Below are 22840 nucleotides of genomic sequence, written 5' to 3'. Positions count from 1 at the left end.
CTCTGCTGCGCTGATACGCTACGGGAGGGGATATCGATGGCGAAAACGATTGGAAATCCGATCAGCTGGGCCGCCAAGAACATCAGCGCGACCAGCGATCATATTGCGGAAAGTGTAAATCATATCGGCAGCGCGGATACGCGGCACATGCCGGTGGTGCAAACGCTGACAATGCAAGACCTGAAGGATTGCCTGCGGGCAGGATACAACGATTTTCTGGAAACGCGGGCAGATGCCATATTCATCGTTCTGATCTACCCGATTGCAGGACTGCTCATGTTCGGCTTTGGGTTGAACAAGAACATGGTGCCATTGCTTGCACCGCTGATCATGGGCTTTGCATTGATTGGCCCCATTGCGGCGGTGGGATTGTATGAAATCAGCCGCAAGCGAGAGCAAGGGGGCGATGTGCATTGGCTGGACGCTTTCGGTGTCTTCCGCTCACCCTCATTCGGTGCAATTCTGCTGTTGGGCTTTTATCTGGTCCTTTGGCTACTGGTCTGGCTCATGGTCGCGCAGAGCATCTATGTCCACACGCTGGGCCCAGATTTGCCAACATCCTTCGGCGCGTTCGTGGCGCAAGTATTCACCACCGGTGCGGGCTGGACGATGATCATCTTTGGCAACGCGGTGGGGTTTCTTTTTGCCCTGGTCGCGCTGGCGATCAGTGTCGTCAGCTTTCCGCTTTTGCTGGATCGTAAAGTCGGGCTTCCGGTGGCGGTTGTGACCTCCGTCCGTGTCCTTCGGCATAACCCCAAAGTCATTCTGGCCTGGGGTCTTGTGGTCGCTGTCTTGTTGATCGCCGGTGCCATTCCGATGCTTCTCGGGCTGATCGTGGTCATGCCGGTACTTGGCCATGCAACCTGGCACCTGTACCGCCGCGCTGTGACCTGAGGAAATGGCGCGGTACCAGCCCGCGCACTGCTTCAACCTGAGACTTTAAGAACAATCTTGCCAATATGATCCGAACTCTCCATCCGCGCATGGGCGGCCGAGGCATCTTCCAGATCGAATTCACTGTCCATGACGGGGGCGACCTTCCCCGCCTCAAGCAATGGCCAGACCGCCTCGCGTAAGTCCCGAGCGATTTTTGCCTTGGCCAAATCACTTTGCGGACGCAGGGTGCTGCCGGTCAGGGTCAGGCGCTTGACCATCATCATCGCAAAGTTCAATTCGACGTTTGGACCTTGCAGAAAGGCGATCTGAACAAGCCGACCGTCTTCGGCCAGAGTTTTGACATTGCGCGGGATATAGTCACCGCCAACCATATCAAGGATCAGGTTTGCACCCCCTTCAGCCCGCATAACCGCTACGAAGTCCTCATCCCGGTAATTTATTGCGCGCTCAGCACCAAGTTTGACGCAGGCTTCGCATTTCTCATCCGACCCGGCAGTGGTGAAAACGCGGGCGCCAAAGGCATGGGCCAGTTGAATTGCCGTGGTGCCAATCCCGCTTGAGCCGCCATGGACCAGAAACCGCTCACCAGCCTTGAGCCCACCGCGGGTAAAGACGTTGGACCAGACGGTGAAAAATGTCTCGGGCAGGCACGCGGCCTCTTTCATGCCCATCCCTGCCGGCACCGGCAGACAATGCGCGGCAGGCGTGGCCACGTAGTCGGCGTAGCCGCCGCCCGGCAATAACGCACAAACCTGGTCACCCAAAAAAAGACCTTCAACGCCGGGGCCTATGGCGACCACCTCTCCCGAAGCCTCAAGCCCCGGCAGATCGCTCGCCCCCGGGGGTGGATCATAAGCTCCTGCGCGCTGCAACGCATCCGGACGGTTCACGCCAGCATAAGCGATCTTAAGGATCACCTGACCGTTTTTGGGCTCGGGTACGGGACGGTCTGTCACTTGCAGAACCTCCGGTCCTCCGGGCTTGGTGATCTCAACAGCGCGCATTGTCTGGGTCATGGGAAAATCTCCTTTGCCCAATGCCTATCAGGGTAATAACAGAAGGCCCAGACAGTTACTTTCGCGTATTCAGAACTCCGGGCAGATCAGCCCTCATCCTGATTGGCGGCTTTACCTGACTGGCAAACCAGTTTGGCACCGCAAGGAGGGGTTTGAGCAGCGGATTGCCGTTTACCTGCGCCTTGAGCTTTTCGATCTGCATCACATTGTCGATGCGACGGTCCAGAAATTCCCACGTCTTTTGATGATCCGGAGAATCATCGCCCAGCCAAAACAGCAGGGTCGAAGAATAGACCCCCGACAGGGTTGCTCGTTTGGTGTACCAGTTCACATCATCCGACGTATCGCCCAGCGTGTCCCAGATCAGGTCACAGGTCTGCCAAAGCGCCTTCGCTCCATCGGCCGCATGGCTCGGCAGCGAAAAAAGCGTCATCCCGCGACGAACCAGCTCTTTGTCGGGAACAGCCTCAAGCCGAAAGCGTACGGCTGCGGCCACGCGGTCACGGAATTTCAGTTCCCTCAGATCGGTGGCATTGAGTCGTTCCACCATCGCGGCATCGCCACGGGCATGAAAGGCCAGTGCCAGATCAACCGCACCACGGGGACAAATTGCCCGCGCCAGACCCTGATCCAGATCACAATCGACAACCGCGGCACGAAAGCTGGTTTCGGACCAGCCATCAAAGGGGACGTGCATCAAGATCGCGTCCAAAAGCTGTTGCTTGGCATCTTCATAGGTGACAGTCATGGGGTTCTCCGGTTCTCGGGGCCAGTACTAGACAAGATAGGCCGGCTTTGCTATACGGCCAACTCCTGCAATTTCCTTGCAACTCTATCTAGAAAGGTGGTGACAACCACATGCAGGTTAGTGTTCGCGACAATAACGTCGATCAGGCGCTTCGTGCCCTGAAGAAAAAGCTGCAGCGCGAAGGCGTGTTCCGTGAAATGAAGCTCAAGCAACATTTCGAGAAACCGTCCGAGAAAAAAGCGCGCGAGAAAGCTGAAGCGATCCGCCGTGCTCGTAAACTGGCACGCAAGAAAGCCCAGCGCGAAGGTCTGCTCTAAGACCCGTCTCGTCCAGCTTTGGATGACACTATTTGACGACCCCCGAGGCCCTGCCCGGGGGTTTGTCGTTTTAGATACCGGTTGTAGCCCGCTGAATCGCCCACGGGCAAACCGGCTGAATCCGGAAGGTCGGTTTGGTGACCCTGCCGATGATCGCAAGACTTGGACGCCGATCATCGTCACCCGTAAACATACCGGCCCAACCCGTGGCGCAATCGAAATTCCTTCACGCCTTATGCAGCTCGACCTCGGCCTTTTGATGGATTTTGCCTGACAGCCTTTTAGGCCCGCAGGGTGCCGCAATGGCGTGCCTCAAACGCGTTGACACTGCGCATGCGCAGTTTTTTGCACACACAAAGCAAATAGGGCGGTGGCAATTCGCCGACCAAGCCAGCGGCCCAGATTGCGTCTGTATCCCGCCAAATTCTCGCCATTAATGTCGCCGCAAAATAACGCAATTCTTTGGAGGCAGAATCATGTCAACCGCAAGCGAACTAGAAAGGCAGATGCTCGCATTGATCAATGCAGAGCGCGCGCAGGCCGGACTTCCCCCTGTCCGGCTTGAATTGAATTTGAATGAGGCCGCGGAAGACCACAGTCAATGGATGCTGAACACCGACACGTTCAGTCACACTGGTCAGGGCGGCTCAAGCCCGTCGCAGCGCATGGATGCGGCCGGGTTTGACTTTGCCGGCAGTTGGCGCGCGACCGAAAACATCGCGTGGCAAAGCATCCGGGGCGCACCCGGACTATCGGACGACGTTGAAAACCTGCACAACAGCCTGATGAACAGCCCGGGCCACAGGGCGAACATCCTTGATCCCAATGTCACCGTGGTCGGTATTGGCATCGAGGTTGGCAAGTTCGAAGGTTGGGACGCGATCATCGTGACCCAGAACTTCGCCCGCACCTCGGGGCAGCTTGATCTGGATACTGGTGGTTCGGGTGGAAGTACCCCTGCACCTACCCCAACCGAACCGGGCCAAGAAGCCGTGGACGCTGGCACCATCGGCGATGCGTCCGATGACTGGTTTATCCTGAAATCAGGTCAGGCCGGCACCTTGGACGGTCGCGATGGCGATGACATTCTGGGCGGAGGAAATGGCCGTGACACCCTGATTGGTGGGCTCGGCGATGACACTCTCAGCGGTTATGGCGGCAATGACACCCTACTTGGCGGCCAGGGCGTCGACCTGTTGAAGGGTGCCACGGGCAATGACTGGCTGCAATCAGGCATGGGCGCCGACCGGTTGCAAGGCGGTGCTGGCGATGACGTGTTGCGGGGCGGACGCGGACGCGACACACTGATCGGCGGCGATGACGACGACACCCTGATCGGGGCGCGCGGCATCGACACCATGACCGGCGGTTCAGGTTCGGATACGTTTGTGTTCACCATCGGGCCGGACACCGTGACGGATTTCACCGATGAGGATTACATCGACTTAAGCCTGAATACCGCCATTACCGGGTACAGCGATTTGATGAACAACCACATTTCAGAATCGCGCGGAGATGTGATTATCGACGACGGCGCAGGAAACTCTCTAACTCTGGAAGATACACGAGTTGCAGACCTGACGATGGATCATTTTCTGTTCTGAATTTGCTGGCGATTTGACACAAAACACCCCCGATTCCGGGGGTGTTTTTTTGATCAATAGATTTTGGGCACGTGCAGTTCATCCGGTAGAACGCGACGCTCGTAATCAGGGTTGTACTTACGATCCGGTAAATTGACTTTTTCCTGCGGCACATCCGTGTATGGGATCTTGGTCAGCAGATGCTCGATACAATTCAGACGCTCGCGCTTTTTGTCGTTGCCTTCAACGATGTACCAAGGCGCCTCTGGGATGTTGGTGCGGAAGAACATATCTTCCTTGGCCTTTGTATAAGCCTCCCAACGGATGCGCGATTCCAGATCCATCGGGGAGAGTTTCCACTGTTTCATCGGATCATGAATGCGCATGAGAAAGCGCAGCTGCTGTTCCTCGTCTGTGATCGAGAACCAATATTTCAGCAAGATGATCCCTGACCGAACCAGCATCCGCTCGAATTCGGGAACGTCCTGAAAGAACTGCTCAACCTGGTCATCAGAGGCAAAGCCCATCACACGTTCAACCCCGGCACGGTTGTACCAAGACCGATCAAACAGGACGATCTCCCCGGCTGCGGGCAGATGCGGGACGTAACGCTGGAAATACCACTGGCTCTGTTCCCGGCGACTGGGCGCGGGCAGGGCGACAACGCGCGCAACACGCGGGTTCAGGCGCTGGGTGATACGCTTGATCACGCCGCCCTTGCCAGCACTGTCGCGGCCTTCGAACAGGATACAAACCTTGGCCCCGGTATGCTGCACCCAGTCCTGCACTTTGATCAGTTCGGCCTGCAATCGCAGCAGATTGCGGAAATAGACCTTGCGGTCCAGCATATCCGGGTGCTGATCCCTGTAGATCTTGCGGATTTCCATCGAGAGCATGGGTTCGCTGAATTCGATCTCAAAATCTTCGTCCAGCGTGTCTTCCAACTCGGCTTCCAGCCAGTCTTTAGGGCCATCATTGCGTTCGTAAACCAAGATCTTTTCCTTATCGTCTATCGGGTCAGAACCGTACACCACGCGCGTAACTGCCTGATGTCATCAAAAGACTTGATGAAAGCCTCTCCCAAGCGAAACCGCTGTGGTTGCGGGGTCAAGGTGATGCAAAACGGAAATTAGTCTTGTATTAAATTTGAGCCGACACGCCAAGGGATGCAAGCGTTAGAATTGACGCATTGTCGACAGGTTTGCGTCCATGCGCCCTGAACGGGTTCGCCAAAGACGACATTCAGGCCGCGAATGACCCTTGCGGAAGTTGGGAACGAGCCTTCCTGACTTTGTTCCGGCCAGCCCGCAAGCACTTCGGGCTGACGCTTATCATCTGGCTTTGCCCCGGCGCAGCTTGAACCTACACAGGAAGGGCCGTGGTCTTGAAAACCGTCCGCAAGGCAAACGAACTTTGCATCTGGGCCACCCCCGGTAGCCGCGACAGGTATTGCCGGTGTATACGTGCAAAATCCTCGGTATCCTCGGCGACAACCTTCAGGATATAGTCCGCCGTCCCAGCCATAAGATGGCATTCAAGCACGTCAGGTATTCGGGCGACTGCCTTTTCGAACGCGTCCAAAAGTTCCTCGGCCTGCCCTTGTAGCGTAATCTCGACAAATACCGTTGTCGGGACGTTCATCTTGCGTGCATCCAGCAGCGCGACGTAGTTTCGGATGTAGCCGTCCGCCTCCAGCCGTTGAACCCGCCGATGGCAGGCAGAGGGTGACAAGTTTACCTGCTCGGACAGTTCGGCATTCGACATGCGACCATCCCGCTGAAGAGCGGCAAGAATCTTTTTATCTGTCGCATCCAGGATCATCGACGCAATTCCTTTGCAAGTTTCCTTTAGACTAGCGGAGATTATCCTGAAAAAAAGCCTGTATGCGGGCAAAGTTTCACAGAAATTGCGCCTGAAATTGTCGAATATCCGGCCAAATTGTGAAGGGAGGAGCGCAATGAAAATCGGTTGCCCCAAGGAAATCAAACCCCAGGAATTTCGCGTTGGAATGACCCCGAACGCCGCGCAAGAGGCCGTTGCGAGTGGCCACGAGGTTCTGATCGAGACAAATGCCGGGATCGGTGCTGGATTTGACAATGACGCCTATGTCGCCGCCGGTGCGCGAATTGTCGACACGGCTGAAGAAGTGTTTGCCACCGCGGACATGATCGTAAAGGTCAAGGAACCACAAGCCGTTGAGCGCAAGATGCTCCGCGAAGGTCAGCTTTTGTTCACCTATCTGCACCTGGCGCCAGACCCGGATCAGACGCATGATCTGCTGGAATCGGGCTGCACAGCCATCGCCTACGAAACTGTGACGGATGCAAGCGGCGGCCTGCCTCTGCTTGCACCAATGTCCGAGGTCGCAGGTCGGCTGGCCCCTCAGGTCGGGTCGTGGACCCTGCAAAAAGCCAATGGCGGTCGCGGCGTTCTGATGGGGGGTGTGCCCGGTGTCGGCCCGGCAAAAGTTGTGGTGATCGGGGGTGGCGTGGTTGGCACGCATGCGGCGAAAATTGCCGCTGGCATGGGTGCCGATGTCACGGTGCTTGACCGTTCCCTGCCACGCCTGCGCTATCTTGACGATGTGTTCGGGCGTCAATTCAAAAACCGGTATTCGACCGCTGGTGCGACATCCGAATTGATCGAGGATGCCGACATGGTCATCGGTGCGGTTCTGATCCCCGGAGCGGCCGCGCCCAAACTGATCAGCCGTGCGCAATTGTCGACAATGAAACCCGGCGCGGTACTGGTGGATGTTGCCATCGACCAGGGGGGATGTTTTGAGACGTCAAAAGCCACAACGCATGCGGACCCGATCTATAACGTGGACGGCATCATGCACTACTGCGTGGCCAACATGCCGGGCGCGGTTGCGCGCACCTCGACCATCGCACTGGGGAACGCGACGATGCCGTTCATGCTGGCGCTGGCTGACAAAGGGTGGAAACAGGCTTGTCAGGACGACGCGCATTTGCTGGCCGGTTTGAACGTGCATGCCGGGCAGCTGACGTATTACGCCGTGGGTAAGGCATTGGGCATCGACGTCGTCTCGCCCAACGTGGTTATCAAGTCCTAAGGCTCTCCCGCCTCTGAAAGCGCCCTTTGACAAGGGCGTTTACAGCGTCGGGCAAAGCGCCGCACCTGCGGCACGGCGCGGTTGGCCCTTGATACAACCGTCCCACAAACGATAAAGCGCCGCGCGGCCAGCGCGGCGCCGGGCCCAACCGGAGGAGGGCATTTCAATGCCCGCTCGACGGGCGGGAGCCTTTACGCTTCTTTGTGGATTTCCACAGAATGAGGGTACGGGATTGAAACGCCCTTGGCATCAAACGCCTCTTTCACCGCTTTTGTGACTTCAAACTTCACGTCCCAGTAATCCGCCGCGGCGCACCACAGTCGGGCGGTCAAGTCGACCGAGCTATCGCCAAGGTTGGTAACACGTACCCATGGTTCGGGATCATCGTGAATACGCTGATCCGCTTTGGCAATGTCCAAAATGATCTTCATCGCCTCATCCGCGCTGTCGCCGTAATCTATGCCAAACACCAGATCGACACGCCGGGTATCGTGTGCGGAGTAATTTATGATGACCGACCCCCAGCTTTGCCCATTAGGCACGATGATCTGCACATTATCCGGTGTCACCAGTTCAGTGGTGAACAGGTTCAGATCTTTGACCGTTCCGGCCGTGCCGCCGATGTCCACGTATTGACCCAGTTTGTAAGGACGGAACACCACCAGCATCACACCGGCTGCCAGATCGCTCAACGTGCCCTGCAAGGCCAGTCCGATTGCCAGCGATGCGGCACCCAGAATGGCGACGATACTGGTCGCTTGGATACCAAAAATTCCCAGAACAGCGACCAGAACCATCGCAAGGATGGCCCATTTGACCAAGCTGGCCATGAAATTGCCAAGCGTTGGGTCGATCTGTGGGGTCGCATTGATCCGGCGACGCACCATGCCTCCGATCGCACCAGCCGCGATCCAACCCAGGATCAGAACGATCAGAGCCTTTACCGCATTCATGATCAGCGGGGCAAAGGCACCCACCTGTGTTACGACCTCATCCACGCGCATCTCCTTTCAGCAACAAGAAACCCGCGCCGTTCACGCGGGAGTCACCGAATTGTGAGGCAAATTATCCCTTTGGTCTAGGTTCCTCTTGACCCTGTTTTCCCCGCTGCCCGACAAAACAATGCGATGACCGTCCTGCTGGCATGCAGGCCTTACAACTTGGCCCGCGACTCCCTACGTACCGATGATCGCCAAACAGGAGCGCCGCAATGCTGGACAACACATCGCACACGATCATGAACCGCTGGCCCGCACAATTTCCAGATCGCATTCAGCTTTATTCGTTTCCGACACCGAACGGTGTCAAAGTTTCGATTATGCTGGAAGAAACCGGCCTGCCGTATGAGGCGCACAAGGTCACCCTGTCTGACTCGGATGTCAAAAGTACCGAGTTCCTGTCGCTAAACCCGAACAACAAGATTCCCGCGATCATCGACCCCGACGGCCCGGATGGTGAACCATTGGGTTTGTTCGAAAGCGGCGCGATCCTTTTGTATTTGGCAGAAAAAACGGGCAAGTTCATTGGACGGAATACGGGTGACAAACACCGCATCACCCAATGGCTGATGTTCCAGATGGGCGGCGTTGGGCCGATGTTTGGACAGTTGGGCTATTTCCACAAATTCGCTGGCAGAGAAATCGAAGACCCCCGCCCTCGCGAACGCTACGTCAACGAAGCCAAGCGGCTATTGAACGTTTTGAACCAACAACTCGACGGGCAGGACTGGATCGCCGGCGACTATTCAATTGCTGACATCGCAATTGCACCCTGGCTACGTGGGTTGGAGTATTACGGCACCAAAGAGGTCGTGGGCTGGGACAGCTATGCCAACGTTGCGGCCTATCTTGACCGGTTTTTGCAGCGGCCCGCCGTACAGAAGGGGTTGAAAACACCTGCGCGGGACTGATCAACAGTTGGTGCGCTGAAAGGGCTTGCGGCCGCGTCGGTTCGCAAGCCCTTTTGATTTTAGCCGGGCAGCTTGCCGGTCAGGACGTAACGCAGCACCTCAACCACTTGGCCCGGCTCCTCGGCCACGGCCAGAGCTGCTGCATCAACCTCTTTCAACGCATGCTGGTGATCGGGGCCATGCAGCACGATCAGGGATTTACCCAGCGCCGCGGCATAGCCTGCGTCAAAGGCCGCGTTCCATTGTTTGTATTTCTCACCAAACCGGACAACGACCACATCGGCATCCGCGATGCCTTTGCGTGTGCGAATTGCGTTGACCATCGCGCCCTTGTGGTCGTGCCAGTACTTGTTTGGCTCGGCCCCCAGAATGGCTACACCGCAATCATCGCTGGCGGCATGATCGGTGACAGGACTGTTGAAGTTGATATCCAGCCCCTGTGCGCCATCGATGATCTGTTCGCGCCAATCGGTGTGAATCTCGCCAGAGAGGTAAACGTTCAGACCCATGACTATACTCCGCTTTTGTTCCCCACCCTACTTATGAGCCAGAGAAGGGAAACCAATTGAAAAAGTCAGCTGCGTAAAACGCCGCCGGTTGCCTTGACGACCTTGGCGATGATCTTTTCGCCCACCGCTTCGATGTCTTTTTCCTTCAGCGTTGCATCCGTCGGCTGCAGGCGCACGGTGATGGCGAGGGATTTCTTGCCCTCACCCAAGCTGCCGCCGATGAACTCATCGAAAACACGGACATCCTCGATCAGTGCCTTGTCAGCACCGGCGGCGGCGTTCACCAGTGTCAGCGCCTCAACGCTTTCATCAACGACAAAGGCAAAGTCACGCTCGACCGCTTGCAGATCGCGCAGTTCCAACGCGGCGCGGGTGGCACCGGACTTGCGGGGCAGCGGCACCTCATCCGGCCAGATTGTGAACGCCATCGCCGGGCCTTTGATATCCATGGCCTGCAATATGCGCGGGTGCAGTTCACCAAAAACGCCCAGCACCTTCTTTGGACCCAGGCAAATCTTGCCGTGACGACCCGGATGCCACCAGGCATCGCCGTCGCGCAGAACCTGAACCTTGGCTGGCGCGCCGATGGCGGCCAGAACAGCCTGGGCATCTGCCTTGGCATCGAACACATCGACCGGTCGCGCAGTACCGTGGACGTCCTTAGGGCCGCTGCGACCGACCAGCAGACCGGTGATCTGGGTTTTCTGGTCGCCGGGCTCACCGTCGTGGAAAACGGGGCCGACTTCGAACAGCGCAACGTCGGCATAGCCGCGCGCCTGATTGCGGGCAGCCGCCTGCAGCAGGCCGGGCAAAAGATCGGGGCGCATATGGCTCATTTCCGACGAGATCGGGTTTTCCAGCTGCGTCGCTTCATCACCCCCGCCGAACAACGCGGCAGACGCCTGATCAATGAAGGTGTACGACACACATTCGTTGTAGCCCAACGCCGCGCAGGTACGCCGTGCCATGGACTGGCGGCGCTGCGTCGGCGTCATCACCGGCTTGGGGATGCCATCGGTCACACGCGGCAACGGCTTACCTTGCAGTTTGGTCAACGAGGCGATCCGCGCGACCTCTTCCACCAGATCTGCCTCACCGTTTACATCAGGTCGCCAACCGGGCACGTGCGCCATTTCACCTTCCAGACGGAAACCCAGTCGGGTCAGGGTCTGACGCTGTTCGCTTTCGGGAATGTCCATGCCGACCAGCGACTGCACCCGCTCCGCGTTCAGCTTGAAAGCGCGAGAATGATTTGGCGCTTTGCCAGCCTCGACCACTTTGGAGACCTCACCACCGCAAATATCGAGGATCATCTGAGTGGCTTGTTCCAGCCCTTCCAGCGTGTATTCCGGATCTACCCCGCGTTCAAAGCGATAGCGGGCGTCAGAATTGATCTTAAGCGCGCGGCCCGTCAGGGCAATCTGCACGTGATCCCAGAACGCGCTTTCCAAAAACACATTAACCGTTTCCTCGGTGCAACCGGTTTCTTGCCCGCCCATGATGCCCGCGATCGACTCCGGACCGTTGTCATCGGAAATGACCATCATACCGGGTTGCAGTGTGTATTGCTTTTCATCCAGCGCCACCAGTTTCTCGCCACCCTTGGCACGGTGGACGCGCAGATTGCCCTGTACCTTGTCGGCATCGAACACGTGCAGAGGCCGGTTATGGTCGAAGGTCATGTAGTTGGTGATATCCACCAAGGCCGAGATCGGACGAAGGCCAATTGCCCTCAACTGGTCCTGCAACCATTGCGGGCTGGGGCCATTCCTTACGCCCTTGATCAAACGCCCGGTGAAATGCGGGCAACCATCCAGTGTGTCGTCGTCGATTGAGACCTTGATCGGGCTTTCGAAATCACCCGGCACCGGTGCATAGTCGCGCTGCTTCAACGTACCAATGCCGCGCGCGGCCAGATCACGGGCAATCCCTTGCACGCCCAACGCATCGGGACGGTTCGGGGTGATTGCAATCTCAATCACCGGATCAACTTTTGAGGGCTCATTCTCGGCCAGCCAATCGACGAACTTGTCACCGACCTCACCCGAGGGCAGCTCGATAATGCCGTCATGCTCGTCCGATAGCTCAAGCTCGCGTTCCGAGGCCATCATGCCAAAGCTTTCGACGCCGCGGATCTTGCCAACGCCAATGGTCAGGTCGAGGCCGGGGATATACATGCCCGGCTTGCAGACGACGACGGTGATGCCTTCACGCGCATTAGGGGCGCCACAGATGATCTGCAATTCCCCTTCGTCCGTGTCCACCTTGCAGACGCGTAGCTTGTCGGCGTCGGGGTGTTTCTCGGCATGTTTCACATAGCCCAGCGTAAAGCCCGCCAGACGATCCGCCGGGTTCACGATCTCTTCGACCTCAAGCCCGAGATCAGTCAGCGCCTCGGCGATCTCATCAACCGAGGCATCAGTGTCGAGGTGGTCTTTCAGCCAGGAAAGGGTGAATTTCATCAGTCGCTATCCGCCAGAATTTTCGGGTCGGATCGCGTGTAACGGATATTCCCTGCGGGTGGAAGGGCCGCTTAACCGTCAGTGACGAATTGCAGCCAGTTCGCCAGTTCGCGGCTGCGCGCGGGCAACACTATGGCATCGGGGTGTGTTCCGAGCCGCGCCGCCGCCGCTTCGTTCGAGTCTGCGGCCTCCAGATCCTCTGCAAGACCGATATGATCTGAAAAAATACCGCGATCGCGCACGTATATGCCGATATCGCGGGAGCTCAGCTCCGGGTGGTACTGAGTACCCCAGAACCTGACACCCGCACGCTCATATGCCACCGACTGCACCGGAGAGTGGTCATTCCCCGCCAAAAGCATTGCTCCATCCGGCAGCAGCTGAACCTCGTCGCGGTGAATGCACGGTGCACCAAAGCCGGGTGCCCGGCCCGCCATCATCGGATGCACGGAACCCGCCTTGGTCAAAGATATGTCCAGCGCCATTCCAACTTCCATCCCGGCGGGCGAGGCCCCGACCGTCCCACCAAGTACATGCATTGCCAGTTGCAGCCCGTTGCAAGAGCCCCAAATGGGAAGGCCCGAGGCAAGTACGATCTCCATGGCCGCGCGTTGTGGCGCACCCTCTGCTGCATCAACGGACCAGCTGACGCCCGATCCGGTAAAGATTACACCGTCCACATCCCGCAGGTCGTCATTGCCGACCGGTTTCGCATAGGGGTTGGCGATGCGGACGCGCGTGTCCGGCGACAAAGCGGCAAGCGTTCCGATGAAACCATTCGCTCCGGCATGGCCAGCTGCGACCATATCAGGTGTGTTGCCTTCGATGATGAGAATTGTCGCCATGGATACCCCGTTTTCCACCGGGTAGTCCGGACAATGATCGCAGGCAAACCTGTTCACGACACATCCGTGTCGGAAATCGGATCAAGGGTATGTCGGGCTGCGGCCCAAAAGCTCGTCCAATTGTCGCCCGATCCAGCCATGGGGGATGAAATGCCCGCCCGGATGGGTGTCGAGCGTGACCTGCCCTTGCAGGCAATCGGTCCATTCCACGCGGGTCAGCGTCAGGATCGGCACCACGCCCCAATCTCCGCGCGGGGTCGCATCGTGGCAGTCGTATTTCGCGCGCCACAGAGCAACCGGATAGGTCGTGTCGCCATCTGCGCCGAAGGGGAAATCCATCACCGTGTCTTTCAGGCCATGGACGTGGCGCACCTCACGCGGGGCCTCGGGGCAATGCTCGGTCTGACGGATCGATCCCGCAACAGCCAGCAGCGCTGCCGTGTCATTGCCAGACTGGCAGGCATATCGCCACGCCATCGCCCCACCATAGGAATAGCCCGAAACATAGATGCGCTGGGGGTCAATCGGGTAGCGTTTTGCAACATCGTCCAGAACTTCGTCGGCAAACCCCACATCGCTGGTGTCCGAAGTCCAGAAATCCCATGTTTTGCGCAGCCCGTTTGGGGCCACCAACAGCACGCCGTGTAGTTTCGTAGCCCCTGCAATCCGTTCGTGGTTCACCACCACGGTTCCCTGCCGCGCCCAGCCGTGAAAATGCATCAGCACCGGAAGGGGTGTTTTCCCATCCCATCCGTCCGGTTCCAGCACGTGGTACGAGCGGTCGCCGACCTGACAGGCGGTATCGCCGTGACAGGATTCGATAGCGGCGGTTTGGGTGGCGGTCAAAAGGAAAAGGCAGAGCAGTCGGTAGATCATCTGTCGAACCGTAGCGAGCCTCCACTCAGTGTCACGTCACAACCCCGTGGGAACCTGAAACAAGCCGCGCCATCGCCAGACCGCGGGGTGGCGATCCTCCGTTCGTGGTGGGCAATTTATGCTGGCCAAACCTGTGCGTCGTTCAAACGGAGCACCTACGGAGACAAATCGCCAGCCCGTGCGGGCGGTGTCGCCCATTGGGCTTGAACCAATGGCGCCGCAATGAACGACCGATAGCGCGGCGGCCTATCGGCCTTTGCTCCGCGCATTGCGTCTATAGTTCTTACGGAAGTTTACTACAGTTTGATGCCCAGTTTTTCTGCCGCTTCTTGCTTAACATAGGCAAGCGCCAAATCTTTCATCATCCCCAGCGTCATACCACCTACTTTAGAGGCTCCTGACTTTGTCTTTTTCCAGACAGTATCACTTCTAATTGCCTCGATGTAATCGTGACCCAATGAGGTTAACCGAAACCCATAGTCACTGACGTCGACGATTAAACCGTCATCTTTCATCAATTGGAGATGATAGTAGTCGCCTTCTGCACCTTCTTCGAAGTCATACACAAACTGCCAATCATCGGATGCTTCAGCTTCGAATAGGAGTTTGCGAACGATGTCAGGGTCCCGTTTCAACGCGACAAACCACCATGCAGGTTCGGCATATCCAGCGCTGCAAACCCGTAGTGCCTCAGCCAGCGCAGATCGGAATCAAAGAACGCCCGCAAATCCGGGATGCCGTATTTCAGCATCGCCAGACGGTCGATACCGATACCGAAGGCAAAGCCCTGATAGACCTCGGGGTCGATCCCACCGGCGGCGATCACTTTGGGGTGGACCATGCCGGAGCCCAGAATCTCCATCCAGTCGTCGCCCTCGCCGATCTTCAGCTGGCCGTTATCCCAGGAACAGCGGATATCGACCTCGGCCGAAGGTTCGGTGAAGGGAAAGTGCGAGGCGCGGAAGCGCAGTTCGACGTCGTCAACCTCGAAAAACGCTTTCACGAACTCTTCCAGAACCCATTTCAGGTTCGCCATCGAGATGTCTTTGTCGATGGCCAGCCCTTCGACCTGATGGAACATCGGCGTGTGCGTCTGGTCATAGTCGGCGCGGTACACGCCGCCCGGGCAGATCACGCGGATCGGTGCGCCCTGCAACTCCATTGAGCGGATCTGCACGGGCGATGTATGCGTCCGCAGCACATGCGGCGGGCGATTATCGCCCTCGGCGCGGTGCATGTAGAATGTATCCATCTCGGCCCGCGCGGGGTGGTGGCCGGGGATGTTCAGAGCGTCAAAGTTGTGCCAGTCGGTTTCGATCCGCGGCCCTTCGGCGACAGAGAATCCGAGTTCGGCAAAGATTGCGGTCAGTTCCTCGGTCGCCTGACTGACCGGGTGGATAGAGCCCTGACGGCGGGCACGGGTCGGCAGGGTGACATCCAGCCATTCGGTACGCAGGCGTTCGTCCAGCGCGGCGTCAGCCAACGCGGCTTTCTTGGCGGAAAGCGCCGAGTTGATCTCATCCTTCAGGGCGTTCAGCGCCGGGCCTGCGACTTGCCGCTCCTCGGGCGTCATCTTGCCCAGCTCGCGCATCTTCAGCGCGACCTCACCCTTTTTGCCAACGGCGGCGACGCGGATCGCCTCAAGCGTGCTTTCATCGCCAGCCTCGGCGATCTGCCCCAGATATTTTGCCTTTAGATCGTCCATGACGCTTTCCGAAACCGGCCCCTGAATTTGGTCCAGAACCTGCTATCGGCCCCGCCCCGCGAATGCAAGCGGGACGGTGCGGATCAATAGCTGTATTCGGGATAAATCCGGGTCAGGTCGCCGTTCCAGTCGCCATTGTAGTGATCCAGCAACTCATCCGCCGGAACCTTGCCGGTTTCGATACTGTCTTTGAGCGCGCTGAGGAAATGAGCCTCATCCGGCACCAGACTACCTGCACCAGGGAAGGCGCGGGATTTCAGGCCCGCCTCGGAGATCGCAAGAACCTCACGCGCCAGATCATGCATGTTGATGCCGCCGACCTGCGCCTGCAACCCGTCCTTGGCGGCGGCAACGCGCAGTGCCTCGCGCGTTTCCGCATCCCAGCCTTTGACCAGATCCCAAGCCGCATCCAGCGCGCCCTGATCATAGGTCAGACCAACCCAAAAGGCGGGCAGCGCGCAAAGACGCCGCCACGGACCACCGTCAGCGCCGCGCATCTCCATGAACTTCTTGATCCGCGCTTCGGGGAAAGCGGTGGTCAGATGGTCGGCCCAATCGGACAGGGTTGGCGTTTCACCCGGCAGCGCCGGCAGTTTGCCTTGCAGGAAGTCACGGAAGGACATGCCCAGCGCATCAATATACTGCCCATCGCGGTAGACAAAATACATCGGTACATCCAGCGCATATTGCACGTAACGCTCGAACCCGAACCCATCTTCGAACACGAAAGGCAGCATGCCGGTGCGCGCATCATCCAGATGCCGCCAGATATAGCTGCGCCAGCTTTTCTGGCCGTTCACCTTACCCTCGAAAAACGGTGAGTTGGCAAACAGCGCCGTTGCCACCGGCTGTAAGGCCAGCGCGACACGCAGTTTTTGCACCATGTCGGCCTCGGACCCGAAATCGATATTGACCTGAACGGTGCAAGTCCGGCGCATCATGGCGCGGCCCATGGTTCCGACCTTCGCCATATAGTCATTCATCAGACGATAGCGGCCTTTGGGCATCAGCGGCATCTCGTCATGGGTCCAGATCGGTGCCGCGCCCAGACCTATGAAACCCACGCCGATTTCGTCGGCGATATCCTTGACCTCGCGCAGATGGGTGTTCACCTCGTCGCAGGTCTCGTGGATCGTTTCCAACGGAGCACCTGACAGCTCTAGCGCGCCGCCGGGTTCAAGGCTGACATTGGCCCCGTCTTTTTCCAATCCGATCAGCTTGTCGCCTTCGCGCACCTCGCTCCAACCGTGACGATCCCGCAAGCCTTCCAGCACCGCAACGATCGACCGCTTACCTTCGAATGGCAGCGGCTTCAGTGTGTCTTTGCAATAACCGAACTTTTCATGTTCGGTCCCGATGCGCCAATCCTGTTTGGGCTTGCAGCCCGATTCCAGATATTCAGCCAGTTGTTCATGGCGTTCGATCGGTCCGCCGCCGGACTGGGGGATGGACATGAATTGCGCTCCGATCCTGATGTGTCTGTTTAGTTGGTCAGTCGTGGGGGCAAACCGCGCGAGTGTCAATGCAGGCGGAGATGAGTCGGACGGGATGGCGTGCGTTCCCAGATCACCACCGGATGTGCCCCACCACTGTTCAATTCGGTCAACATTTGTTCGGTTTTCAACCCCGGCAGGGCCGAGAAGACATCGAACAACGCCTCGGCCCCTTCGGCATTCACAGGAATGTGAAGCGCGGGCTGACCGGGTTGTTCCAGCACCCAATGGGCCGGAGACGAGGTTGGGTCCAGTGCCAAGCGCTCAATTTCCCGCGTGGCGACCATACCACCCTCCAACGGACCCAGATAGGTGATCTGACCTTCGTCGATCGCCACCACACCGGGGCCGCCGGCACCCGTCCGGAAGCGGGCGCGCTGGATGCCGATGATGGCGAGCGCCCCGGCCGCAACAACCAGCACCCAGCCCAGCCAGCCCAACAACCCGCCCGGCCCACTGATCCAGCTCAGGCCAACCAGCAGGACAAACCCGGCCACCAGCACTTCACGCCAGCGCCACAGGGTCAGTTTGGCTTCGGGTCGGATGAAACTCATGCCATATCCTTTGGGTTTGTGAACAGAAGCAGCGAGAATTGACCCGCAGGTTGAAATCCGATTGCGATATAGGCCCGAGCGGCAGAATCGGAAGCTGCAAACAGAACCGCGCGCGTCGCACCCTCGGTGCGCGCTTCTAACAGATGCAACGCGACAGCTAGTTTAGCGTAACCGTTTCCGCGCAGGTCAGGCGGTGTATAAACGCCTCCGATCTGAACAGTTTCAGGCAGACGGGCGTTGAAGCCGGTCATGGCTACCGGTTTCCCGTCAATCACCAAGGCACGGTGCGAGTCACGCTCCACATAAACCGCAATATCCTGCCTTGCCTGCGTCTTCGCCCTTTCTGGAGAGAACCCCGAGACCTCTATCAGGTAACTTTCGCGCCACGCGTCAAAGATCGTCAGATTGAAATTACCCAATGGCAAAAGCATCGCGCCATTGGCATCAGGTAAAACCAGCTTGTCCAGATTCAGTGAAAACCCGGGCTCATCGCTGTTCAATGTTGCAGGGCGATTTTCCCAGCCCCCAAGCCGCATGATCCTGCGCGCTTGTGATGCCTCAGCAGCGACTCCGAACAGTGGTTGACCGCGGATCAACTGAATTGCGGCGGCGAGTTGATCATCGGAACAGTCGGGGCATTGCGGCATCACCATGCCTTCATTCGTGATGCAAAACACGGCGTTTGGCTGGCTCCCCAGAACCCAGGCCTTGATACCGCGTGGATGTGACGCGGAAAGACCGTAATCCCTTAGATTGGCCAAGGGAAACATCGAGGTTTGAATATGCTGCGAAAGGAACGCCTCGATCCTTGGCACATCCTGTTTCTGGGCAAGGCGCCACATCACGACCAATCCCCCAAAGCCTGTTGCCAAAGCGTCAGCGCCGCGACGGCGGCTGTGTCCGCCCGCAGGATGCGCGGCCCAAGACTGACCACATGCGCAAAGGGCAAACCGGTCAGCCGCGCGCGTTCGACGTCAGAAAATCCACCCTCTGGCCCGATTAGGATGGCCCAGGGCTGGTTCTTTTCACTTGCGGCCAAACGAAGCGCCGAACCAACCTCGGCCTCGTCGCAGAACATCAGTTGACGACCATCAGGCCATGTGTCCAAAACATGGCTGAGCCGCTGCAGATCAGTGACCTCGGGCACAAACGTGCCGCCGCATTGTTCTGCGGCCTCAACTGCATGAGCCTGCAAGCGATCCTGACGGATACGTTCCGAATTGGTGAACTCGGTCTTTACCGGCATGATCCGCGCCGCGCCCATTTCCGCCGCTTTTTCCACAATGAAATCCGTACGCGCCTTTTTTATCGGCGCGAACAAAAGCCACAGATCGGGCGGCATTTGCAGCGGTTTGGTCTGTTTCAAACAGGCCAGAACACCGCCCCGCTTGCCTGCCTCGGCCACCTCAGCCAGCCATTCTCCGTCCTGCCCGTTGAACAGGGCCACCTGACCGCCAACAGACAGACGCATGACGCCAAACAGGTAATGGGCCTGCTCACGCGTCAAATCAACGGATTGCCCCTGACCCAAAGGGTGCTCTACATACAGTCTGATCTTTGCACTCATGAGACGCTACATATGCAAGGCAACGCCCCAACACCAGACGGTCAGGTCGCTGATGCGGTATCCGGCAACTGGGTGGACACATACGCACCGGTTTTCACTCGCCCCTACCTGCGCCTGAGCCGCGCAGACCGGCCCATCGGCACGTGGCTTTTGCTGATCCCCTGCTGGTGGGGTCTGGCGCTTGCGATCCTCAGCGACGGCAATCCCCGGTGGGAGGATCTGTGGATCGCCATCGGCTGCGCGATCGGAGCCTTCTTGATGCGCGGTGCCGGATGTACATGGAACGACATCACCGACCGCGATTTTGACGGACAGGTCGAACGCACAAGGTCGCGCCCAATCCCGTCAGGTCAGGTCAGCGTAAGGCAAGCCGTGATCTGGATGGGCCTGCAATGCCTGCTGGCGCTGGGGATTCTGCTGACCTTCAACCAGGCCGCCATCGCCATGGGGGTGCTGTCACTCCTGCCGGTGACGATCTATCCGTTTGCGAAACGGTTCACATGGTGGCCGCAGGTGTTTCTGGGGCTGGCCTTCAACTGGGGTATTCTGCTGGCCTGGGCGGCACATACGGGTTCGGTCGGTGTTCCGGCGATCACGCTGTACCTAGCTGGGATCGCGTGGACGCTGTTCTATGACACGATCTACGCCCATCAGGACGCCGAGGATGACGAACTGATTGGTATCAAGTCCACCGCCCGGCTGTTTGGCACCGACACCGCGCGCTGGCTGAAGTACTTTCTTGTGGCCACTGTTTTCCTCATGGCACTGGCCATTATTGACGGGGCGCTGGCGCAGGTTTCCGTTTTGGCCCTTGTCGTGGCGCTGGCCGGACCTTGGGCGATGGGCTGGCACATGGCATGGCAACTTCGCGGACTGGACATAGAAGACAACGCGAAACTGCTGCAACTGTTCCGCGCCAATCGCGATACCGGCCTTATTCCGCTGATCTTCATCTGCGTCGCGCTTGTGCTCTGATTGCACCTTGGCGCGGGCCTCTGTAAGAGTTCGCACAATCGCTTGAGGAGTCGATAAACCCAACATGCGCCTACCCTATGCCCTTGCCGCTGCTATCATCTTTCTTTTGTCTGCGGGCCTGTGTCTGTTGGCCGCCAGCTTTGCAGTGACCAAGGTCGAGGAAACGTCGGAATTTGCTGTTCGCCGCGCGCTGGACCTTCAGGGGCATGACTGGGCCGAGGTATATTCAGACGGTTTGCGCGTTGTTCTGACGGGCACGGCCAGCACCGAAGCCGTACGCTTTAACGCGCTTACGGCCGCAGGCACCGAGGTCGACACCTCGCGCGTGATCGACGAGATGGAAGTCGCGCCAACAACCGAACTGGCTGCACCCGGATTCTCGGCCGAGATTCTGCGCAACGACAGCGGCATCTCCGTCATCGGCCTTATCCCGGCCAGCGAGGACCGTGAAGCGCTAGTGAAAAGGCTAAGCAATCTGGGTAATGGCAGCCCTGTTTCGGACCTGATGGAAACTGCCAATTATCCCAAGCCCAAGGGCTGGGACGACGCAATCGGATTTGCTGTTGAGGCACTGGCCCGATTGCCGCGGGCAAAGATCTCGGCCAGCCCCGGTCTGGTCAAAATCACGGCTATTGCCGACAGCCAGCAGGAAAAAGAACAACTGGAACAAGGCCTGATGCGTGCGGCCCCGCCCAGCCTTCGGATCGGTTTATCAATCTCGGCACCGCGTCCTGTTATCACACCCTTTACCCTGCGCTTTCTTATCGACGAAAACGGTGGCCAATTCGACGCCTGTTCCGCCCAGGACACAAAGGCGCGCGATACCATTATTGCCGCAGCGCAAGAGGCCGGTCTGAATTCCATCTACACCTGCACCATCGGGCTTGGTGAACCCTCACCGCGTTGGCCCGAGGCCGCCGTACTCAGCATTCGCGCTTTGGCCGAACTTGGCCGGGGGTCGGTAACGATGTCGGACGCAGACATAACGCTGGTCGCCGCAGAAGGCACCGATGCCGGAACCTTTGACCGGGTGGTGGGTGAGCTTGAGAACGCCTTGCCTCCGGTCTTTGCCTTGCACGCGATCTTGCCACCGCCCGAGACAGAAGAAGAGGCCGGCCCGCCAGAGTTCACAGCAACACGCAGCCCTGAAGGCCTGGTTCAGATGCGTGGCCGGCTGAGCGATGCATCTCAGCGTGACATGGTGGACAGCTATGCCCGCGCTGCGTTTGGGTCCGAACACGTCTACACCGCGACCCGCATCGCGCCAGAGGATCTGCCAATGACGTGGCCCGTTCGCGTTCTGACAGGGCTTGAAGCGCTTGCTCATCTGCACAACGGTGCGCTGACGGTCACGCCTGATGATCTTGTTCTGAATGGTGTCAGTCACAGCCCGGACACAAAGGCGCAGATCGCTGGGATGTTGTCCGAAAAACTGGGCGACGCACAAGAGTTCTCGTTATCCATTACCTATCAGGAACCGCCCACCGTACCCGAAGACACACTTCCCGATCCTGAAGTTTGTGAAGAACGCATCGTCGAAGTTCAGGCAGAAACCAAGATTGCTTTTGAACCCGGTTCGGCCACCGTCGCCGCGGACTCGCGCGATACAGTAAACCGGATTGCCGATATCTTGCGCGAATGTGGCCCGATCCGGCTTGAGATTCAGGGTCATACCGACAGTCAGGGTCGCGAAGAAATGAACCAGCAGCTCAGCCAGGCGCGCGCCCAGTCCATTCTGAACGAACTGCGCGGACGTCGGATACCAACGGCCAGCTATACCGCCGTGGGCTATGGGGAGACTCAGCCCATTGCCGAAAACGACACCGAAGAGGGTCGCGAACAGAACCGCCGTATCGAGTTCCGTTTGGTCCGGCCTGAACCGGTTGAAAACCCGGAAACAGGGCTGGACGCGATTGAGGCTGAGTCAATCGAGGCAGAGCAGACGGAAAACACCGCCGCAGACGCGGATGCAGGGGACCAGCAAAGTGAACAGAACTGAATTCATTATCGCCACCGCCATCATCCTGTTCGCGGCTTTTTGCATGGGCTGGTTTGCCAACTGGCTGGCGCATCGCCTGTCTCGTGTACGTCAGAGCGACGTGGCCGATCTGGACCGCATGAGCCAAGAACTGCACGAGGCCGAGGAAACCCGCGATCAGGCGATAACATATCTGCAACAGCGTGAGGCGGAACTGACCAACCAGCTTACGCAGGCCGAGGCTGAACTGGCTGCGGCTATGGACGGTCTGCGCGCAGCACGGCAAGAGGCCGAAGAGCTGCGAGGTCGGATAAACAACGCCGACTGACC

The 22840-nt window shown here is 58.4% G+C and carries 23 protein-coding genes; 8 read left to right on the top strand and 15 right to left on the bottom strand.

Going from position 1 to position 22840, the window contains the following annotated elements:
* Positions 1–36: 36 nt before the first annotated feature.
* The gene (locus tag AVO44_RS13905; RefSeq protein WP_068337987.1) at positions 37–894 is read left to right on the top strand and encodes a DUF2189 domain-containing protein; all 858 of its coding nucleotides are present in this window, start codon (positions 37–39) and stop codon (positions 892–894) included.
* Positions 895–926: 32 nt separating this feature from the next.
* Here AVO44_RS13905 and AVO44_RS13900 read toward each other — a convergent pair whose 3' ends face one another.
* Together AVO44_RS13900 and AVO44_RS13895 are read right to left on the bottom strand one after the other, a co-directional pair.
* The gene (locus tag AVO44_RS13900) at positions 927–1913 is read right to left on the bottom strand and encodes an NAD(P)H-quinone oxidoreductase (protein WP_068337986.1); all 987 of its coding nucleotides are present in this window, start codon (positions 1911–1913) and stop codon (positions 927–929) included.
* Between the two features lie 55 nt (positions 1914–1968).
* Entirely contained in the window at positions 1969–2661 is a 693-nt protein-coding gene (locus tag AVO44_RS13895; protein ID WP_068337980.1) for a COQ9 family protein, read from the bottom strand.
* Between the two features lie 110 nt (positions 2662–2771).
* Between AVO44_RS13895 and rpsU the strand changes: the two genes are divergently transcribed.
* The gene (gene rpsU / locus AVO44_RS13890) at positions 2772–2978 is read left to right on the top strand and encodes a 30S ribosomal protein S21 (RefSeq protein WP_005614280.1); all 207 of its coding nucleotides are present in this window, start codon (positions 2772–2774) and stop codon (positions 2976–2978) included.
* A 476-nt stretch (positions 2979–3454) separates the two neighbouring features.
* Complete coding sequence (locus AVO44_RS13880) at positions 3455–4582, top strand: CAP domain-containing protein (protein WP_068337976.1); 1128 nt, start codon at positions 3455–3457, stop codon at positions 4580–4582.
* A 53-nt stretch (positions 4583–4635) separates the two neighbouring features.
* On the opposite strand, the gene ppk2 is transcribed toward AVO44_RS13880, so the two are convergent.
* Positions 4636–5553, bottom strand: a complete 918-nt coding sequence (gene ppk2, locus AVO44_RS13875; RefSeq protein WP_068338352.1) for a polyphosphate kinase 2 — start codon at positions 5551–5553, stop codon at positions 4636–4638.
* A 370-nt stretch (positions 5554–5923) separates the two neighbouring features.
* Entirely contained in the window at positions 5924–6382 is a 459-nt protein-coding gene (locus tag AVO44_RS13870; protein ID WP_068337974.1) for an Lrp/AsnC family transcriptional regulator, read from the bottom strand.
* Between the two features lie 136 nt (positions 6383–6518).
* On the opposite strand from AVO44_RS13870, the gene ald reads away from it, so the two are divergent.
* Positions 6519–7637 carry an alanine dehydrogenase gene (gene ald / locus AVO44_RS13865; RefSeq protein ID WP_068337972.1) on the top strand — a complete coding sequence of 373 codons (1119 nt, stop codon included), beginning with the start codon at positions 6519–6521 and terminating at the stop codon, positions 7635–7637.
* Between the two features lie 191 nt (positions 7638–7828).
* Here ald and AVO44_RS13860 read toward each other — a convergent pair whose 3' ends face one another.
* A complete protein-coding gene (locus AVO44_RS13860) occupies positions 7829–8641 on the bottom strand; it encodes a mechanosensitive ion channel family protein (protein WP_420865720.1) in 813 nt (270 codons plus the stop codon).
* Positions 8642–8847: 206 nt separating this feature from the next.
* Between AVO44_RS13860 and AVO44_RS13855 the strand changes: the two genes are divergently transcribed.
* Complete coding sequence (locus tag AVO44_RS13855) at positions 8848–9546, top strand: glutathione S-transferase family protein (protein WP_068337971.1); 699 nt, start codon at positions 8848–8850, stop codon at positions 9544–9546.
* A gap of 59 nt (positions 9547–9605) precedes the next feature.
* Here the strand turns inward: AVO44_RS13855 and AVO44_RS13850 are convergent, their stop codons facing one another.
* From AVO44_RS13850 to AVO44_RS13805, 10 genes are all read right to left on the bottom strand, one after another.
* The gene (locus AVO44_RS13850; RefSeq protein WP_068337970.1) at positions 9606–10055 is read right to left on the bottom strand and encodes a YtoQ family protein; all 450 of its coding nucleotides are present in this window, start codon (positions 10053–10055) and stop codon (positions 9606–9608) included.
* A gap of 65 nt (positions 10056–10120) precedes the next feature.
* Positions 10121–12517, bottom strand: a complete 2397-nt coding sequence (gene pheT, locus AVO44_RS13845; protein WP_068337969.1) for a phenylalanine--tRNA ligase subunit beta — start codon at positions 12515–12517, stop codon at positions 10121–10123.
* A 71-nt stretch (positions 12518–12588) separates the two neighbouring features.
* On the bottom strand, positions 12589–13362 hold the full coding sequence (locus AVO44_RS13840) for a type 1 glutamine amidotransferase (RefSeq protein WP_068337967.1): 774 nt from the start codon (positions 13360–13362) through the stop codon (positions 12589–12591).
* 81 nt (positions 13363–13443) lie between these two features.
* Complete coding sequence (locus AVO44_RS13835; protein WP_068337965.1) at positions 13444–14238, bottom strand: CE1 family esterase; 795 nt, start codon at positions 14236–14238, stop codon at positions 13444–13446.
* A 296-nt stretch (positions 14239–14534) separates the two neighbouring features.
* The gene (locus AVO44_RS13830) at positions 14535–14873 is read right to left on the bottom strand and encodes a DUF2513 domain-containing protein (protein ID WP_068337964.1); all 339 of its coding nucleotides are present in this window, start codon (positions 14871–14873) and stop codon (positions 14535–14537) included.
* Entirely contained in the window at positions 14870–15943 is a 1074-nt protein-coding gene (gene pheS, locus AVO44_RS13825; protein ID WP_068337962.1) for a phenylalanine--tRNA ligase subunit alpha, read from the bottom strand. The genes AVO44_RS13830 and pheS overlap by 4 nt, the downstream gene beginning before the upstream one ends.
* Positions 15944–16026: 83 nt before the next feature.
* Complete coding sequence (locus AVO44_RS13820) at positions 16027–17397, bottom strand: glutamate--cysteine ligase (protein ID WP_068337960.1); 1371 nt, start codon at positions 17395–17397, stop codon at positions 16027–16029.
* A 65-nt stretch (positions 17398–17462) separates the two neighbouring features.
* Positions 17463–17990 (bottom strand): hypothetical protein, encoded by a 528-nt coding sequence (locus AVO44_RS13815; RefSeq protein ID WP_068337959.1) that lies wholly within the window; start codon positions 17988–17990, stop codon positions 17463–17465.
* On the bottom strand, positions 17987–18832 hold the full coding sequence (locus AVO44_RS13810) for a GNAT family N-acetyltransferase (RefSeq protein ID WP_068337958.1): 846 nt from the start codon (positions 18830–18832) through the stop codon (positions 17987–17989). Before AVO44_RS13810 ends, AVO44_RS13815 begins: the two co-directional genes overlap by 4 nt.
* Positions 18832–19557, bottom strand: coding sequence for a 16S rRNA (uracil(1498)-N(3))-methyltransferase (locus AVO44_RS13805; RefSeq protein ID WP_068337956.1), 726 nt, complete (start codon positions 19555–19557; stop codon positions 18832–18834). Before AVO44_RS13805 ends, AVO44_RS13810 begins: the two co-directional genes overlap by 1 nt.
* Before the next feature lie 12 nt (positions 19558–19569).
* Here AVO44_RS13805 and ubiA point away from each other — a divergent pair, with 12 nt between their 5' ends.
* The 3 genes from ubiA (at position 19570) to AVO44_RS13790 (ending at position 22838) form a co-directional block, all read left to right on the top strand.
* Positions 19570–20532, top strand: a complete 963-nt coding sequence (ubiA, locus tag AVO44_RS13800) for a 4-hydroxybenzoate octaprenyltransferase (protein WP_068337955.1) — start codon at positions 19570–19572, stop codon at positions 20530–20532.
* Positions 20533–20596: 64 nt separating this feature from the next.
* On the top strand, positions 20597–22531 hold the full coding sequence (locus AVO44_RS13795) for an OmpA family protein (protein WP_068337953.1): 1935 nt from the start codon (positions 20597–20599) through the stop codon (positions 22529–22531).
* On the top strand, positions 22518–22838 hold the full coding sequence (locus AVO44_RS13790) for a hypothetical protein (RefSeq protein WP_068338348.1): 321 nt from the start codon (positions 22518–22520) through the stop codon (positions 22836–22838). The genes AVO44_RS13795 and AVO44_RS13790 overlap by 14 nt, the downstream gene beginning before the upstream one ends.
* Positions 22839–22840 lie beyond the last annotated feature (2 nt).

This window comes from Ruegeria profundi (assembly GCF_001507545.1).
GTDB lineage: Bacteria > Pseudomonadota > Alphaproteobacteria > Rhodobacterales > Rhodobacteraceae > Ruegeria > Ruegeria profundi.
The sequence above is the reverse complement of the archived record's forward strand: the minus strand, read 5'-3'. Positions and strand labels throughout refer to the sequence as shown.